Source organism: Roseibium sp. ROS1 (assembly GCF_054658215.1).
Genome location: NZ_BAAGIG010000001.1, coordinates 855950 through 872865 on the forward strand (window position 1 = coordinate 855950; position 16916 = coordinate 872865).

The following is a 16916-nucleotide window of genomic DNA, read 5'->3' on the forward strand; positions in this document are numbered from 1 at the left end:
CCCGTATTTGTTACAATGGGCCGTGCGAGGCCGCTGTTGAAGGAGGCTACCATGGCGCAGGACACGACGAACTCCGGTGGGGGTGAAAATCCGGAAGACGGCATGCCGCCAATCCAGGTGATGGTGATTGCCGTTACGCCGTTTCAGCAGAACTGTTCGCTCATCTGGGATCCGTCATCCATGCGCGGAACGGTGGTTGATCCGGGCGGCGATGTCGACAAGATCCTGGCAGCGGTGAACAAGCAGGGCGTGAATGTCGAAAAGATCGTTCTCACGCACGGTCATATCGATCATGTTGGCGGTGCGGCCGACCTGGCCGAAGCGCTGAAGGTGCCGGTGGAGGGGCCGCACGAAGCCGACCAGATGCTGATCGACAGGGTGGCGGACCAGGCAGTGCAATTTGGCGTGGAAGGCGTCAAGCCCGTGATGCCGGATCGCTGGATGGTTGAAGGCGACCAGGTGGAAATCGCCGGGCGGATGTTCGATGTTCTGCATTGCCCGGGCCATTCACCCGGTCACCTGGTGTTCTTCGACAAGGAACTGCGTTTCGCGATTTCCGGCGATGTTCTGTTCGCCGGCTCCATCGGTCGCACGGATCTGCCGGGCGGCGATCATGCGACCCTGATCAAGTCGATCCGCGAAAAGCTGCTGCCGCTTGGTGACGATGTCGCCTTTCTTCCAGGTCACGGCCAGGCCTCGACGATCGGCCATGAGCGTGAGACCAATCCGTTCCTGACCTGAAGAGCGGTGAGGCCTTGATCCGCCAAGGGACTGCCCGCTTCGGGCAGCCCTCAGCGGGTCGAAACACTAGTAGCCTGGCGTCGTTAGGGGTTCGGCTGTGCTGTAAGGGCGAAGGCTGGCGACTTTACCTGTCAGAGCAGGGCTCTCAGATCGTCGATGCGATCATTGACCAGCCAGCCGTAGTAGTTTTCCTGCGGCCAGCTTTGGCCGCTGCGGCGGTATTTCGCAGCCCGGCCCCAGGGATCGCCGAGATTGTAGAGCGTCGCGGTCAGGCCAGGGTTTTTCGAAATATCCACCTTGCCGACGGATTTATAGGCGGCAATGGAGTCCTGGATGATCGCGGCCATGTAGTGCAGCGAGATGTTCGGGTCCATGGTGGCCTTGTAGACCGCCTCTGAATCGGCTGCCGTCAGCTTGCGGAAGTTGCTTTGCTTGGCAACCCGGTCGGTCATCTTGAGGACCGTGAGCGGGCTCAGCTGGCCAAGGCCGAAGCTCTGGCCGGAATAGAGCGGCTGGAAGAACGCTTCGTTGAAGTTCTTTTTCGGGTAACGGACGCCGTCAACCGAACGGCCGCGAAACTTGCCGTTCCAGACGTTCTCGTAACAGGACCAGCGGCGGTCCGAGCTTTTCTGAACATGGTCCTTGCGGCAGCGTTCGAACTCCGGGCGTTCGACGAACTTGTCGACGTGCACTCCGTTCAGCTCGAAGTCGAAGCGGATGCCGGCATAGGCGAGAGCCTTGACGTAGTAGGACTGGGCGCTGTCTAGCGTGTCGTAGTTGTAGGTGTGTTCGCCGACGATGGCGCCGATGATGTGGATCGGGTCGATGCCGTAGCGGGCGGAGACGCGCTTGATGGACCCCATCAGGCGGCGATCACGCTTCAATACGGCCAGAACCTTGTCGAACTTGGCATCGTAGGATGATTTGGAGGCGGCGGTACGGCGCGAAGAGGCGAAGGGGATCTTCGGCTGGCTCTTGAACCGGTTGCCTTCCGGCACCACCCGTACGGATTGGGCTTGCACGGTCGTACTTGTCGCGAGAGGCAGCGCCAAAGGAGCCAGGAGCAGGCCAAAAACCAGACATCCAGTCACCAGTCTGGAAATTCGGCCGAGATGACGGGTCTTCCTGCACACCATAATTTTTCTGCGCCTGGCTTTATCTTGTGTTTCTCGCCGACCAAATGCGGTCGTGCCGGCGAGCTCCAGTTGGTTCACATAGCTCGCTGGATGCGACTGTAAATAACTCATCTTGCAAAAAGCCCCCAGAAAAAACCACCGCAGCCGCGAAGATGCAACCGGTTCCTGTCTCTAGGGCAGGGACATCAACAAAGAAGTGATACCGGTCACAGCCCGGTGGATTGTCAGGAGCCGGGTGCCGAACGAAAGGCCGCGGCAGGCCCCATGCGCAGGCGGACAGCCTTTGGAACGTCCAGGAAATCGTAGAAGGCCCGGTGCTGACGCAAGCCGCATAACTCGCGCTGGATGGTGACATGCCAGAGCGCTTCACCGGCGTCGGCAAGCCGGTTTTGCAGGGTTTCGCTATCTGTTTCGGAACCGTCTTCCGCCGATTTCAGATCGGCGAGAGCCGTCTCCAGCTTTTTGGTAAGCCGCGAAAGCGTGGATGCCTTCTCGTTGAGAATCTCGTTCTCGAGGGCTGCCGAGAGCGGATCCTTGTCGGCAGGTCTGGTCAGTTGAGGTGGGCGTACGGTCATGACGTCGGAAACTGTTGCGGCAATCTCACGCAGGGTCACACGACGGCTCCTTTCAAGGCAAGCCTTTTTCCGCAAGAGCCGACGTCGATTGAAACGCGGTGAGGCTCGGCCTCGGGAGGGGCCGGGAGGTCGATCTGTTTCTCGGGAATTAGTCAATTCAACCGTAACTTTTAGGTGCTACCTACCCGATTATCTACGCATTTATACGGATCATTCCCGACCATGTTCAATGTGCTTGGCTGCATCTTCTATCAGCACAACATCGCGCTTGTGGGGCTCGCAGCTCTCGTTTGTCTGTTTGGATCGGCCGTTACCCTGCGGCTGTTGCGGCGTTGTGTGCGTGCGCAAGGCACACAGCGTCTCGGGTGGCAGTTTCTGGCTGCCGTTGCCGGTGGAGGCGGTGTCTGGACCACGCATTTCGTTGCAATGCTGGCCTACGAGTCGACCGCTCCGGTCTCGTTTGATCCGGCCCTGACACTCATTTCGCTTGTGATCGCGATTGTCGGGCTGTTTGTCAGTTTCGTGGTCAGCGGCCTCGGTAGCGGAAAGATCCTGACCGGCATGGGTGGGGCTCTCGTCGGAATTTCATTTGCGGCCATGCATTACACCGGGATGTTCGCCTACCGGATCACAGGGCTCGTCGAGTGGGACTTCGGCTACATCGTCGCGTCCGTCCTTTTGTCTGTGGCCCTGTCCGCTGCCGCGATCACCTTGATCTGGCGCACCTACCTGGGCTCTCGTCGGTATTGGGTTGCCGTTGCCCTGATGGTGACCGGGATCGTAAGCCTGCATTTCACCGGCATGACCGCGTTGCGGATCATCCCGATGTCGCAGAATTTCACGGAGGTCGATAACGGTGCTGCCCTTGCCCTTGCGTTGGCAATTGCCGTTGTTGCCCTGCTCGTTGTCGGCACCGGGCTGACGAGCTTCCTGATCGACAACAATGTGCGAGCCATATCCAGGCGGCAACTGCACCATGTTGCCGCTCATGACGCACTCACGGGCTTGCCGAACCGCACGAGCTTCCAGAGGCAGCTTGCCGGAAATCTCGATGGGTATTTGAACCCCGGCAAGAAGCTGGCGGTAATCGGGATCGATCTGAACCGCTTCAAGGAAATCAACGACACCTTTGGCCACGCTGCGGGTGACGAGGTTCTGCGCATCCTGGCCCGGCGCATGGAGCAGATCCTGCGCGACGATGAATTCATCGCCCGCCTCGGCGGCGATGAATTCGCAGCCATCAAGCCCTTCAGCGACAAGGATGAAATCCTGTCTTTTGCCAAACGGATAGAGAGCGTTTTCAGCCGCCCGATCGAAATAGGGGCAATGGACGGCATCGTTGGCGCGAGCCTCGGGGCAGCGATCTGGCCTGACGATGCCCAGACGCCGGACGAACTGGTCAACAATGCCGACCTTGCCATGTATCACGCCAAGCATGGGTTTCTCGAAACGATCTGTTTTTACGATGCCAACATCGGTGCAACGGTTCGAAACAGGCGGCAACTGGCAGAAGATTTGAGACGGGCGCTAGAGCGGGGCGAACTCGAGATCCATTATCAGGTGCAGATGTCGCTGAATTCCAGCCAGGGCATCCGGGGATATGAGGCCCTGCTTCGCTGGACCCATCCCGTAATCGGCCCGATTTCACCGTCCGAGTTCATTCCCGTTGCCGAGGAAAACGGGTTGATCGCTTCCCTTGGAGCTTGGGTGCTCAACAAGGCCTGCGAGGACGCCTCGCGATGGGAACCGGCCTACCGGGTTGCTGTGAACGTTTCCGCCGTACAGTTCATGGACACCAACCTGCCACGACTGGTGCATGAAGCCCTGGTGACGACCGGACTTTCACCGCACCGCCTGGAACTGGAACTGACGGAAACCGCCCTTGTGAAAGACAAGGCCCGTTCGCTGCACATCATGCGCCAGATCAAGGATCTGGGCGTCGGTCTTGCACTGGATGACTTCGGCACAGGCTATTCTTCGCTTGAAACCTTGCGGACCTTTCCCTTCGACAAGATCAAGCTCGACAGGGCGTTTGTTGGCGAAATGGAGCAGGACCGCCAGTCCAAGGCGATCGTGCGCGCCGTTCTGGCTCTCGGAAAGAGCCTGGACATTCCGGTGCTGGCTGAGGGCATTGAAACTGAAGAGCAGATGGAGATCCTGCAACAGGAAGGCTGCGACGAAGGTCAGGGCTTTCTGCTGGGGCGTCCATCGCAGGTCGATCGCCTGATCCAGCACGGCGGCCCCGTGCAAAACGAGGCGCGCAAACCGGCGGAACCAACGCGCAAAGCGGCAGCTTCGAAGAGTGAACCTGTCAACGATAAAGACGATGGCCCGGTTTCCCTTCGTTCGCCTCTTGCCGCACGCAGTTGAGGCAGGGCTGCGGTCTTGTCGTCAGGGCTGCAAGCGGCGTGTCGAGATGCCGGGACGGGTTACCCGGCGGTTTTTTCCTGTGTCAGGTCCTTTTCAAACGCGATCAGGCACAAGAGCGCGCACAGTTTGATGAGACAGGGCACGCCCGCATAAGTGAGGCTGAGCAGAAAGCCGAGTTGTGCGGTGAGGGCAGTTCCCGGCTGATACCCGAACAGGCCCAACAAAGGCAGCGTGAGGCCGGTGGCAAGGGCGAGACCGGACTTGGACAAGAATGCCATAATCGCAAAAAGGCGCGACGCCTCCCCCTGGCGCCGGTCCGTGTCGATATGGTCCGCCAATATGGCGGGTGGCAAGGCAAGGTCGGCGCCTAGCGCCAGGCCGGACAGGGCGCAGACAAACGCATAGGCTGTCAGATCTCCCTCTCCCAGAAGAGCGGCCCAGCAGAACGTGAAGATGGCGCCGGCCAGTGACATTTGCCACGCCCGCACCTTGCCGAAATGTCGGGCAAGCCGGGTCCAGAGCGGCATCGAGATGACGCCTGACAGGAAATAGACCAGCAGAAAAAGCCCTGTGTAGCTCTCGGCCCCCAGCCTGTCGCGGATGAAGAACAGCACCAGGACGGCGGGGATCGCGCTTGCGAAAATATTGAGAAACAGCAGCCCGAAAAACAGACGCCTCCAGCGGCTCCGCAACAGGGTCCACCAGCCCATTACCGGACCAGCTGTTTGCGGGTTTTCAAGGGGTGCCGACCGCACCCATCGTAACAGGAGCCACAAGGAGACCGCCAAAAGTGGCAGATAGCCAAGCGTCACATAGAGAAATGCCGTTTCGATGCCGGTCCGTGTTGCCAGTGCGGCGGGCAGGACCGACGCAATGAGGAGACCGGCAAGCCCGAACCCTTCCCGTGCCGCCGTTACCGGGGTCCTGTCGGAGGCACTGGTTTTCCAGAGACCGCCCAGTGTCTGGTAGTTGATGGTGACGACCGAATATCCCGTGGTGCAGATGAGCACGGAGGCAGTAAACCAGACAAGCGGTGCCTCCTTCCAGGGATGAAACAGCATCCAGAAGCCCACGCCAAGCAGGATTGCGCCAAGCGCCAGAACAGTCCCGCGCCACTGGTGAAACCGGTCGCTGAGGCTGCCAATGAAAGGATCCTGGATGGCGTCGAACAGGCGCAGGGCAAGAAGAATGGCGCCGAGCGTCGCCACGGGTTGCTGCAAGGTGACGGCATAAAAATCCGGGGCGTGCAGGTAGATCGGCAAACCGGCAAATGCCAGGGGAAATGCCATGACTCCATAGGTCGCAAGGCCGGAAAGCGTCACGCTTCCTGTATCACCGGATTTTTTTGGCAGAGCCGCAGCGTCGTCCGACAGTCGTGTCGTCACGAACCGGACCCGACCAGTTGCGCGCGCAACTGAGGATCACGCGTGTTGTTGCCCAGCCAGATAGCGAAGAACTTCTTCGTGAATGCCGGGTCGGAGATCGTGCCGAGCTTCTGGTTGCCGAGATAGAACTCGGCCTTGCCGCTGCTGGTGCGTACACCCGTAATCGATTGTCCGGGGGAGACATTTGGAAACAGGGCTTCCATCTGGGTTTGCCACTTGGCAAGCTGAGCATCCGAGACGCCGCCCTGCCGGCGGATTTCCTTGACCGAGCTTTCAGCTATCTGCTTGCCCTTGAAGGTGCGCAGATAGGTGAGCTTCAAGGCAAAAGGGGCCGACGGGCTATAGGTGCCTTGCGGGGCATAGAGTTCCGCGTCAAACACCTTGAAGCCGAGGAAGGTCATCCGGCCCTTGCCAACCAGTTCGGCAGACGGAAGCAGCCTGGCTGCTGAACCCAGGTCGGCGAAGGCCGCGCCGGCAGGTGCTGCAACAGCGAATGCCAGGGCGAGCGCGAAAGCGAACCTGCGCCACCGGAACCCTTGTGTCTTCAAATGAGGAAACATCGAACAACCCTCCGCAGATCTTGTCGTGTACCCAGCCTGAAAGGATCTACGGGGGAACCGCGTTGCCGGATTAGTGAAAGCAACCTTCTTTCGGAAAACCGCCACAGAGGAGACGGCCTGCCTTTCATCTCGCGGCTGCCTGGCGTCAAAACCTCGGCGCTATGTGCGATACGGTCTCATCATGTCTCGCCTGCCGTTTTTTCTCGAAACGGTGGCAAGATTTCCAGCTGTCATGTTTTCTTCGATTTCGCGATGCAGTATAGTGAGGGAAAGCATGGGCCTGCTGCGGACGCTGCGTCACTCAAGATGACGGCATCGGGAGCGGATCGGGTCTGGCAGCATGCAGCCGGTGAAATTCTCCGGCACAATTTCCATTTCTCAGGTGAGACCGCATCGTGCGGAACCTTAGGCGTCAGCTTGGACGATTGTCATGAGTGAGATCGATTTCAAACCGAAACTGAAGCAAAAGACGAAGGTGCAGCGGCCAAAACTTTACAAGGTGATGCTGCTGAACGACGACTATACGCCGCGGGAATTTGTCGTCCTGATCCTGAAGGCGGAGTTCCGCCTGGACGAATCCCAGGCTGAGGTCGTGATGATGACAGCGCACCAGAAGGGGATCTGTGTCGTCTCCGTCTATCCGCGTGACGTCGCCGAAACCAAGGCTACACGCGCTATCGATGCTGCGGTTCAACTTGGCTATCCGCTGCAGTTCACCGTTGAGCCTGAGTGAATCTACGGTCGGCTAAATTCCTTCGTCAATTGTCATCGTCCATGCAGGCTTAGCCGCGCGCTCTGCCGGCAGAAACGATCTTCTTGTGTCAGGTAACTGACAAAAAAGAGCTATTTGTCTTGGGGTGGCTTCCGGGGTGCAACTTGTTCTCGCCAAATACCGGCCCGGGACACTGTGCTGCTCAGACTGCGTTTCACCCTTGCACACCCTCATGCCGGAGGTGACTGGCACGAAATCTGCTGAATATGCAATCAAACGCTGCATATATCAGGATTTGTGCCAATATGGAACATTGTGCAAAGACAGTTGCTCCGAAACAGAACATTTCCTTTCGCAAGATCGTTGTAACCGGTGGCCTGGGTTTTATCGGGTCCAAGGTTTTCAAGCGTGTTGCAAGGATGGCGAATGTCGCCGAGACGGTGATCCTGGACCGGGTCTCCTACGCGGCTGATTTTCGCCGCCTGGCACCCATCGGTGAAGCGGGAGATCTTCCCGTCATTCGCGGAGACATCCGCTCGCCGATCGATGTGGCGGCTGCGCTGCATGAATGCGACGCGGTGATCCATCTGGCGGCAGAAACCCATGTGCCGCGGTCGTTCGCAGACCCGGAACTCTTCTTTGACGTCAATGTGACCGGCACTGAAACCCTTCTGAAGGGGGCGCAGGACGCTGGCGTGAAGCATTTCATTCATGTCAGCACGGACGAAGTCTATGGTCCTGCAATGGAGGAGGTTCGCGAAACCGCTCCGATGCGGCCGACGACACCCTATGCGACATCCAAGGCCATGGCTGAGGAGGCTGTCATGATGGCTGCGCAAAATGGCCTCAGGTCAACGATCCTGCGGCCGACCAATGCCGTTGGCACCGGACAGAACCCGGAAAAGCTGTTTCCGCGTTTCGTCATGCAGGCACTGAAGGGCCAGAAGCTGACGATTGAAGGCACGGGTGCCCAGGAACGCAGTTTTCTGCCCGTCAGCGATCTCGCCGCCGCCATCGGTCTGGTGCTCAACACACAGGACGAACAGGCGCTCGAGATCTTCAACGTTTCCGGGGAAGAGGACTTGTCTGTGCTTGAGGTGGCGCGGCGGGTTTGCGAAATAACCGGCGTCTCCACCGGTCTTCATTTCATTCGGGATCGTGTAACCAACGATGCGGCTTACCGGATCGACGACAGTCGCCTGCGGTCTCTCGGGTACCGACAGAAGAGCTCAGTCGATCAGGAGCTGCGCGCGATCTACCGCGAAATGCGGGCCCGTGTCCGTCGCTTTGCCGACGAAGAAAGATTCTGATGCTGAGCCTGCCGACAGAAGCTGCGCTTCCGCCGATCCGCTTTCATGCGCCGCATATTCCACCCGCAACTTACGATGCGGTGGCATCGGCGCTCAGCAGCAAACATCTGCGCTCCGGCGGGAGTTATAGCCGGAAGGCGAAGACGCTGGTGAGCCAGCATGTTGGCCATGACCGTGTGTTCCTGACCAATTCCTGCACGTCCGCACTTGAAATCTCGGCCCTTGCGCTGGATCTGGGGCCGGAAGACGAGGTCATCGTTCCTTCGTTCACCTTCTGCGCAACAGCGACGGCCTTTGCCCGCAAGGGAGCGCGGATCGTGCTGGCCGACATTGATCCGGCAACGATGATGGTAACGCCGGAAACACTGGAGGCACGGCTGACAAGCCGGACCAGAGCTGTCGTCGTTGTGCATTATGGCGGCGCGGCAGCTCCAATGGCGGCAATCAAGGATCTGTGCGATCGGCACGGGGTCGTCATCCTGGAAGATGCGGCCCAGGCATTCGGCGCCAAGCAGGATGGCCGGGCCGTTGGGACGTGCGGTCTGTTTGCCGCCTATTCCTTCCATGAAACCAAGATCATCAGCGCAGGGCACGGCGGCGCGCTGGTGTTGAACAGCGACAATTCCCACCTGCGCGAGCGTGTTGAAGAGCTGTTGGCGCGGGGCACGAACTTTCCCGCCTTCGCAAGGGGCGAAGTGAACCATTATGAATGGACCTCGGTTTCTTCGAGCTTCGAAATGCCCGACCTGAATGCTGCCTTGCTTTACAGCCAGTTGGTGCATTCAAGAGAGATCCTCCTGAAAAGCCGCGCGATCTGGGCGTACTACGAAAAGTCCCTGCGGGATCTGCCGATCGAGATCCTGCGGCCAGGCAAGGGTACAAAGGCGAACGGCTATTCCTTCGCCTTCCTCGCAAGCGACCGGGAAACGACATACCGAATATTGCAGGGGGCTGCCCGAATGGGGCTTGGTTTGCAGTCCCACTACAAGCCGCTGCATCTTTCCAGCTTTGCCGGGCGGATCTTGGCTGGCAGCTGCGTTGGTGCGGAAAACACGTGGGGCCGGCTGGTGCGTCTTCCAGTGCACATGGACCTGAGCACGGGTGATGCAGCCCGGATCTGCGAGTTCCTGAAAGCTGAACTTGGCTGAAGCGATCAGTTACTCCCGATTTTCAGCCGAAACCGCCCGGTGCAGCAGAGTGGCCAGGGTCTTCATTGCAAGTTGCGTATGGGACATGAAACCGGCCTGTTCGAAATAGGCAGTATCGCGCGCGAGCCGTTCGGGCAGGATTTCGCGTGCATAGACATCTTCGGCGTCGTCCGCGCCTTCGATCCGGTTCAAATTGGTCAGGGCCCACAGTGTGCCCGGGCTGATCAGGCCGGGCAGGAACAACAGCGATCTTCGCATCTCATCGTCATAGTAACGGGCGACAATGCCAGGGTCTTCCGGCCTCGGCCCGAAGAACGCCATGTCCCCCCGCAGGATGTTGAACAGCTGAGGCAGTTCGTCGAGTTTTGTGTTCCGCAGGAAGCTGCCGATGGGGGTGATACGGTTGTCTCGCACTTCGGTGATCGCGCTTGCGTCGCTCGTGCCGGGGCGCATGGTCCGGAATTTCACCATCGCAAAGGTACCACCGCCCAGGCCGGTTCGTCTGGCAATGAAAAACGGCGCCTTCCGATCACCAAGCCAGACGAGAACGGCGATGCCGGCCAGAAGCGGCGACAACAGGATCAACAAAACGGCGGCGAATACCTTGCTCATCAAATCGTCATTGTACGGGGATGTCGCTGAAATACGCCCGGTGCGCCCGGACATTCTGCCGGAAACGCGGCAGGAAAACGGTCTTTGAAAAACGAGGCCCCGGACTTGGATAGCCGGGGCCTGATCTGCTCGTGTTATCTGCGGCCGGATGACAAATGCCGGACAGAGGGCTGCGTCAGTCGCGCAGCTTGACGATCTTGTCGTCGCCGCCGTTCGGGGTGTTGTCGTCCGGACCGTCGTCGTCGGATCCGTCACCGTCAATGTCGATCGGCTCGAATTCGTTCGAAAGCGGCTCGGTAATGCCAAGCTCGGCAGCCGGATCGTAGCCTTCGGTCAGTCCGAGTTCTTCGGCCGGACCGCGGCCTTCCATTGCCATCTGATAGTTGACGATGACCGACTTCAGCTGGACGATCTGCTCGTTGGCAGTGTCGACCTGGATCTTGTAACGCTGCAGACGCTTGTTCTCTTCGATCAGGTCTTCCAGATTGTCGGCGTATTTCTGGTTCTGGTTGCGCTGGTGGTTCAGGTCCGTCAGGGCCGAGTTGTAGCGCAGGTTCAGCTCACGCAGCTTGGCGGTGGTCGCCATCAGCTCGTTGCGGTCTTTTTCGTGGTTCTTCTGCGCACTGTCGAGCAGATGTTCGATTTCCTGCATGCGCTTGAGAAGATCGCGGCTGCGTTCCTTCAGCGTGGAGTTCTCGCGCGCCATCTCCTGCAGAGACTGGGCGCCGATACGGCGCTGGGACGAGAGGTTTTCGATTTCCGCGTTCAGCGCATAGACCTCGTTGTCGTGCTTGCGCTGTTCTTCCTCAAGCCGGCTTTTCGCGTAGGCCAGTTCCTGATTGGCAACATCCAGGTGAGACTTGAGGTCGATGTTGTCGTTGCGGAATTCGCCGACTTCGCGCTTGACCGCTTCCAGCTCGCTGGTGACCTGGTTGTTCTTGCGGATTTCGTCTTCCAGCAGCTTGGCGCTTTCGGACAGGTTCTGCTGCAGTTCCTTTTCGCGGTGACGAACCGCTTCCAGATCGGAACCGAGGCTCTCGGCATGTTTTTCCAGCGTCTCGAACTTGGCCTTTAGGTCGTTGAGCTTGCCGGAGAGATCAGACACCTGGGAATTGGCTTCCACGAGCTTGGCGCTCTGCAGCCGGTATTCCTCGTTGACCTTCTTGTTGTTGTCGCGAATGGAGACGATGTCGTTACGGGCGGTTTCCAGCGCCGTGCGGGTCTCGGTTGCACGCTTGCGCAGGGAATGGACTTCGGCCTGGGCATCTTCCAGCTGGGTGGTGAGCGTCCGGACCTTGTGTTCGGCGTCAAGCAGGTCGGTGGAGATCTTGGCGTTTTCGGATTTCAGCCGGACCTCGGTTTCCACGGTCGTCCGGGAGCCTTCAAGGTATTCGGCCATAAGGCGGATCGACGTCTGGCTTTCTGCAGCAAACGCAGCCATCTGTTCGAAGGTCTGGTTGAGACCGCCGATGCGGGACTTGAGCCCGTCCAGATGGTTCATCTTTTCCTGCATTTTCAGGGCGAACGGGGAAAGATGCTCGATATTGCTCTTTTCAGGAGCCTGTGCGGTTTCCTGAATTTCGCTTGCCTCTTTCACGGTCTCGACCCGCTGCTCCTGGTCACCGCCGGGGCGCGAGGATTTCGAGAAAATGCCCATTCCTGTCTCCTGACTTTCCCGCCGGCGCCGCCCGGCGAAAGATACGCAATACTTTAACTCTTTATTAACCCATAAGCGCTGGCGGTTTCAACGACTCAGGGCAAGCTGACCGCAGAATACAGTGTGAAGTGTTACCCTCAAAAGACAGATATCCCCGGCATTTTAACGGATTTGCACCTATGGTTAACAAGTGTGGCGGGTTGCAACGGGCTGCACATGCCGCAAAGACTGTTTGCGGGCCGTTTCGAAGTGGGAAGGAGAGAGGGCATGACACCCGCTTATCTGATCTTCATGACCTTCATGACGCTGGCATTTCTCCTGATGATTGCCGGCTATGTGAGCGCTCTTCTGTTCATCAAGCGTCTCAACCTTCTGGAGGAGGCTGCGTTTTCGCCGCTGAAGGGCGTTGGCATGTGGAAACGGATGTTCACGCCTGGCGGGTTTGGTGACGAAGCTGAACCCGGACGCCGACGCATCGCGCGGCTCTATTTTCTGGCGCTGGCGGCTTTCGCGATTGCCATCGTCCTGTTTTTCGTTCTGCCGGCGGTCCCCCGTTAAATCCGGGCCGGGTTGTCTCAATCTTCACTGATTGCAGTTGACGTCACTTGCCGTATCCGCCGAAATGCCAGGGATTTCTGAAAGTTTCCGCGGAGACAGATATGCGTTTTTTCCAAAAGACATTCCTGTTGGGTCTTGCTCTCTTTTTCTTTTCGTACCTCCCTGCCAGTGCCTATCAGGTGTTTCACACCTACAGGATTGCGGGCAGCGATATTCTGGCCGTTGCTGAAGGAAACCATGTCGATGAAGACCCGCTTGTCCTGTCCCTGAAGCTCGACATCGGCAGTGGGGAAACAACCGATCTGGCGATTGAGACCGACGGCGACATTGAAGAATGCAAGCTCCAGCTTGAAACCATCATGGGGTCGCACTCGGCCTATGTGGAAATCGTCGTCGACATGAATGCCCAGACCATGAACGGCGTCCTGATGGTCCAGTGCGCTGTCTTTCATGGGCTGTTTCCGGACAAGCAATAGGCCTGCCTCAAAGCATCAATCAGACCGCCATTCCAGATCGGCTCTCGGCTTGCACCTCGCTTGTCCGGAATGATGGTGGTGTTCCGGGGTGAAGGTTCCATTGAGCCCCTCCCGCGAAGGCTCTAATCCCCCATCTCGTCGATCGTCCAGCTCAGGGGCCAGCCCTCGGGCGGGCCGGTGATGCCGTCGCAGTCGGTCTTTTCGAGATATTCCATCAGGGTGTAGTTGCCGCTTTCCGCTTCAACCTCGTGGCGCTCGAAGGTGCCGCAGTCGTAGTTGGGCGAATGGTAGGTGGTGCCCGTCACCTGGCCGCTGCCCGGGTCGTAGAACAGGTTGTTGACCAGGGCATGGTTGGGCTGGTTGAAGCCGGGGGGTGTCTCGAACTCCTTCCACTCGTCCAGCGACGGATCGAAGGGAACATGGATCGCCAGGTAGTAAGGCACGTTGAGGTCGGCCATCTGACAGGGAACGACCCAGGTCTCCACGTCGCCTTCCGCGTAGTATTGCGCGCCGAAGGCGGGCACCGTTTCCGCAAGCTGACACCCCAGCGTGCGGTAACCCATCATCTGGATCTCGTCCGGAAGCTCGCTGACCGCATAGACCTGACCAATCTCGCCGCGGTTGACGCCGCTGTTGCTGGTCTCCTGAGACGGCATGATCGGTGGCGGCAGATCGTCGACGGGTGCCTCGGCTACCGTTTCGGCTGGTGCCGGAGATGGGGCGGGAGCAGGCTGTGCCGGTGACGGGGATGAAGCGGCGGCTGCGGCAATGCCGGTGGCTTTGGCAGAAGGCAAACCTCCCCAGGCCACGATGGCGTCCTGCCGGCCGATGCGGCCCTGCACTTCATCCATTTTCAGGAGTGCATGGGTGATGCCGGAGAGGGAGACTTCGTAGGTGATCGTGCCCGCGCTACCGCCAAATTCGATCTGGATCGAAGCGTCCTGGCCGAGGCGCAGGTTTTCGATCAGGTCCCGGTCGGCGTCACCGCCGAAGGTCATCTCATTGCCGGTGTAGACCTTTGCAGCCTTGCCGAAGAAACCGACATTGTCCTCGTCGCCTTCGATTTCGATCCGGGCGCGCATGCCGGTTTCGAGTGGCGTTTTCGGCCTCAGGGTTACAAAAACCTGCGCGTCTGCCTTGGCGCTGCGTTCCACCTTAAGCCTGAACGCTTCGTCATTTGAACCGGTGCCTTCGGTTTCGGCAATGCAGTAGGTCTTCTCGTTGCAACGTAGCGACCAGTCGCCGAATTCGGTTCTCGCGAGTTCGGCTGCCGCCGGCCCGGCAAGGACCAGCGCGACCGATGAAAATGCAAGTATTTGTTTTGTCATGTCAGCCCCTCTGACAATGCCGGCTGGTCGCCGGCCCCCACCCCACCATGGCGCTGTGCGACCGCAAGTCAATCGGGCGAAAGACGGATGTACGGAAAGTCGAGGTGACGCGAGGGCACAACCGCATCCGCGAAAATGACGTTGGAACAAAAGCTCCGGTCACTTGTTTTCCTTCGAGTGTTCCAGGCCGTGATCGGTTCGGTAAAGTCCGTTGGGGGGCGAGAGGATGAAAAGAATGACGTCGAGATTGCTTCGAAATTCAACGGCCATGGCGCTTGTCCTGGCGATCGGCCTGCCGCTGCAGCCGGGCCTGCCACGTGCTCAGGAGACGACTGTCGATTGTGCGGCCAATCCGGATCAGGAAGCCTGCAAGAACCAGGAAGCCGCACCTGTGGAAGAAGCGCCAGCCCCTGACACTTCTGCCGAAGAAGCTCCCGCCGCAGAAGCACCTGCTGCGGAAGCTCCTGCCTCGGAAGCTGCGGCCGAAGAAGCGCCTGCCGAGCCGGCACCTGAAGAAGGTGCGGTGGAAGATGTTGCCCCCGAAGCTGCTCAGGAAACCCAGGCAGAAGAGCCGGCGCCTGCCGCTGCTGAGCCCGTCGCGACAGAAGATGCGCAGCCTGAGGCGAAACCGACAGCCCCCGTGGAGGAGGCAGCTCCCGCCGAGAAACCCGCCGCGCCGGTTGAAGAAACCGCGCCGGTGGAAAAACCCCTGACCGCAGAAGAAACGACCTCGCCGGAGGCAAAGCCGGAAGCGCCTGTCGAAGAAGCTGCGCCCGCGGAAGAGACCGCGGCCGAGCCGGCATCCGAACAGCCGGTGGAAGAGCAACCTGCTGATGCCGGACAGGCGGATGCCGCGGAGAGCACGGAACCGCAGGCGGAAGAACAGCCGGCGGATGCCGTTTCGACTGAAGCGCCTGCGGCCGAGGAACCCACTGCGCAGGAGAGCACCGAGAAGAGTGCCGACGAAACCGCCACCGATGAAGCTGGTGCCGATCAGAAAACCGCGGAACAGCCGAAGGCTTCCGAAGAGATCGCACCTGCTGTCGCCCCGGTCGAAGCCACCGCGGCAGATGAAACCGTGACCGAAGAGCCGGGTGAGCCGATCGCTGCCCAGGCGACCGCACCGGCGGAAGAACCGGCGGCCGTCGTCTCGGACGACGCAACGGAAGCGCAGCGCGCCGAAATCAAGGCGAAGGAAGAACGCCGCCGTGATGAAGCCCGCGACCGCAGGCTGGAACTGCTTGGTGCCGCGGCTGTTGGTGTCGGCGTCGGTATGCTGATCCCGGCCCTTGGCGGCAAGGTGGTCGAGGATCAGGGTGACCGTATCATCGTTGAGCGGGACGGCGAATATTTCGTGCGCAAGGACGAAAGCAGCCTGCTGCGCTATGGCGATGACGAGTTCCACGCCGAACGCCTGCGTGGCGGCCGCACGCGCGAAACCGTCACCCGCACCAACGGCGTGAAGATCATCACCATCCGTGACGAGGGCGGCTATGTGCTTTACCGCTCACGCCTTCTGCCGGATGGCCGCGAGTATGTGCTGATCGACAATCGCGAATACAATCACCGCCGCCGTAACTACGACCGCGAACTGCCGCCGCTGGAAGTCGGCATCCCGCGCGATCGTTACATCGTTCCGGCAGGCCGGGCGAACTATGACGAGATCTACCAGACCTTCACTGCGCCGCCGGTGGAACAGGTGGAACAGGCCTATTCCCTGCGCGACATTCGTGAAAACGAACGCCTGCGCGACAAGGTGCGCCGGGTGGATCTCGACACGATCACCTTCGACACCGGCAGTGCCGTGGTGCGCCAGAGCCAGGTTCCGCAACTTGAGGACATCGCCCGCGCATCCCAGGCCCTGATCGATCAGGACCCGACGACAGTGCTGTTGATCGAAGGTCACACGGATGCTGTCGGCTCGGATGTTTCCAACCTCGCGCTTTCCGACCGCCGTGCTGAAACCGTCGCCCGTATTCTGGCGGACATTTATGGCGTGTCGCCGGAGAACATGGTCGTTCAGGGTTATGGCGAGGACTATCTGAAGGTCGATACGCAAGGCGCTGAAGAGCGCAACCGCCGCGTGACGATCCGCAACATCACGCCGCTTTTGAGCGCGCGCAGGTAACAGGATAGCGGCGCGGCGCCAAGTTTATTGGCGCCGCGTTTCCTGCCACGAACCGGGCCCGGGACAGGAAGGTCTCGTCAGATGTGGGAAGGCACCATCCTTGCCATAACTGACATTGACAATTCCTGATGGCCCGGCTCATGTGGCCGCACAGATCGGTCCGCGCCGGAATTCTCCGGGTGGTCCGGGATTGATACGATTCGCCTGGCCGACCCTCCGT

General features: G+C 59.5%; 15 protein-coding genes. 8 read left to right on the forward strand and 7 right to left on the reverse strand.

From position 1 onward, the window contains the following. The first annotated feature begins 51 nt into the window (after positions 1-51). On the forward strand, positions 52-741 hold the full coding sequence (locus ACYQ6M_RS03780) for an MBL fold metallo-hydrolase (RefSeq protein ID WP_460072222.1): 690 nt from the start codon (positions 52-54) through the stop codon (positions 739-741). Positions 742-872: 131 nt separating this feature from the next. On the opposite strand, the gene ACYQ6M_RS03785 is transcribed toward ACYQ6M_RS03780, so the two are convergent. Both ACYQ6M_RS03785 and ACYQ6M_RS03790 read right to left on the reverse strand, forming a co-directional pair. Then, the gene (locus ACYQ6M_RS03785) at positions 873-1877 is read right to left on the reverse strand and encodes a DUF1402 family protein (protein ID WP_205838363.1); all 1005 of its coding nucleotides are present in this window, start codon (positions 1875-1877) and stop codon (positions 873-875) included. 224 nt (positions 1878-2101) lie between these two features. Further along, a complete protein-coding gene (locus tag ACYQ6M_RS03790) occupies positions 2102-2491 on the reverse strand; it encodes a DUF6665 family protein (protein WP_228866475.1) in 390 nt (129 codons plus the stop codon). Between the two features lie 183 nt (positions 2492-2674). On the opposite strand from ACYQ6M_RS03790, the gene ACYQ6M_RS03795 reads away from it, so the two are divergent. Then, positions 2675-4822: a putative bifunctional diguanylate cyclase/phosphodiesterase gene (locus ACYQ6M_RS03795; protein ID WP_460072224.1), complete on the forward strand. Its 2148-nt coding sequence runs from the start codon at positions 2675-2677 to the stop codon at positions 4820-4822. Positions 4823-4881: 59 nt separating this feature from the next. Here the strand turns inward: ACYQ6M_RS03795 and ACYQ6M_RS03800 are convergent, their stop codons facing one another. After that, positions 4882-6207: an MFS transporter gene (locus tag ACYQ6M_RS03800; RefSeq protein WP_460072226.1), complete on the reverse strand. Its 1326-nt coding sequence runs from the start codon at positions 6205-6207 to the stop codon at positions 4882-4884. After that, on the reverse strand, positions 6204-6767 hold the full coding sequence (locus ACYQ6M_RS03805) for a chalcone isomerase family protein (protein ID WP_055655778.1): 564 nt from the start codon (positions 6765-6767) through the stop codon (positions 6204-6206). Before ACYQ6M_RS03805 ends, ACYQ6M_RS03800 begins: the two co-directional genes overlap by 4 nt. A gap of 430 nt (positions 6768-7197) precedes the next feature. Between ACYQ6M_RS03805 and clpS the strand changes: the two genes are divergently transcribed. The 3 genes from clpS to ACYQ6M_RS03820 all read left to right on the forward strand — a co-directional run bounded on the left by clpS (position 7198) and on the right by ACYQ6M_RS03820 (position 9937). Next, the gene (gene clpS / locus ACYQ6M_RS03810; RefSeq protein ID WP_022998009.1) at positions 7198-7500 is read left to right on the forward strand and encodes an ATP-dependent Clp protease adapter ClpS; all 303 of its coding nucleotides are present in this window, start codon (positions 7198-7200) and stop codon (positions 7498-7500) included. 284 nt (positions 7501-7784) lie between these two features. Further along, positions 7785-8789, forward strand: coding sequence for an NAD-dependent epimerase/dehydratase family protein (locus ACYQ6M_RS03815; protein WP_296597329.1), 1005 nt, complete (start codon positions 7785-7787; stop codon positions 8787-8789). Then, positions 8789-9937 (forward strand): aminotransferase class V-fold PLP-dependent enzyme, encoded by a 1149-nt coding sequence (locus ACYQ6M_RS03820; RefSeq protein ID WP_075282539.1) that lies wholly within the window; start codon positions 8789-8791, stop codon positions 9935-9937. The genes ACYQ6M_RS03815 and ACYQ6M_RS03820 overlap by 1 nt, the downstream gene beginning before the upstream one ends. A 9-nt stretch (positions 9938-9946) precedes the next feature. On the opposite strand, the gene ACYQ6M_RS03825 is transcribed toward ACYQ6M_RS03820, so the two are convergent. Then, entirely contained in the window at positions 9947-10549 is a 603-nt protein-coding gene (locus tag ACYQ6M_RS03825; protein ID WP_447238705.1) for a sugar transferase, read from the reverse strand. A 175-nt stretch (positions 10550-10724) separates the two neighbouring features. Next, complete coding sequence (locus ACYQ6M_RS03830) at positions 10725-12206, reverse strand: coiled-coil domain-containing protein (RefSeq protein WP_022998005.1); 1482 nt, start codon at positions 12204-12206, stop codon at positions 10725-10727. A gap of 267 nt (positions 12207-12473) precedes the next feature. Between ACYQ6M_RS03830 and ACYQ6M_RS03835 the strand changes: the two genes are divergently transcribed. Both ACYQ6M_RS03835 and ACYQ6M_RS03840 read left to right on the forward strand, forming a co-directional pair. Beyond that, positions 12474-12764, forward strand: a complete 291-nt coding sequence (locus tag ACYQ6M_RS03835) for a hypothetical protein (protein ID WP_022998004.1) — start codon at positions 12474-12476, stop codon at positions 12762-12764. 101 nt (positions 12765-12865) lie between these two features. Next, positions 12866-13240, forward strand: a complete 375-nt coding sequence (locus ACYQ6M_RS03840; RefSeq protein ID WP_460072230.1) for a hypothetical protein — start codon at positions 12866-12868, stop codon at positions 13238-13240. A gap of 122 nt (positions 13241-13362) precedes the next feature. Here ACYQ6M_RS03840 and ACYQ6M_RS03845 read toward each other — a convergent pair whose 3' ends face one another. Then, complete coding sequence (locus ACYQ6M_RS03845) at positions 13363-14568, reverse strand: DUF1176 domain-containing protein (protein ID WP_460072232.1); 1206 nt, start codon at positions 14566-14568, stop codon at positions 13363-13365. Between the two features lie 235 nt (positions 14569-14803). Here ACYQ6M_RS03845 and ACYQ6M_RS03850 point away from each other — a divergent pair, with 235 nt between their 5' ends. Next, entirely contained in the window at positions 14804-16696 is a 1893-nt protein-coding gene (locus ACYQ6M_RS03850; RefSeq protein ID WP_460072234.1) for an OmpA family protein, read from the forward strand. Positions 16697-16916: the final 220 nt, after the last annotated feature.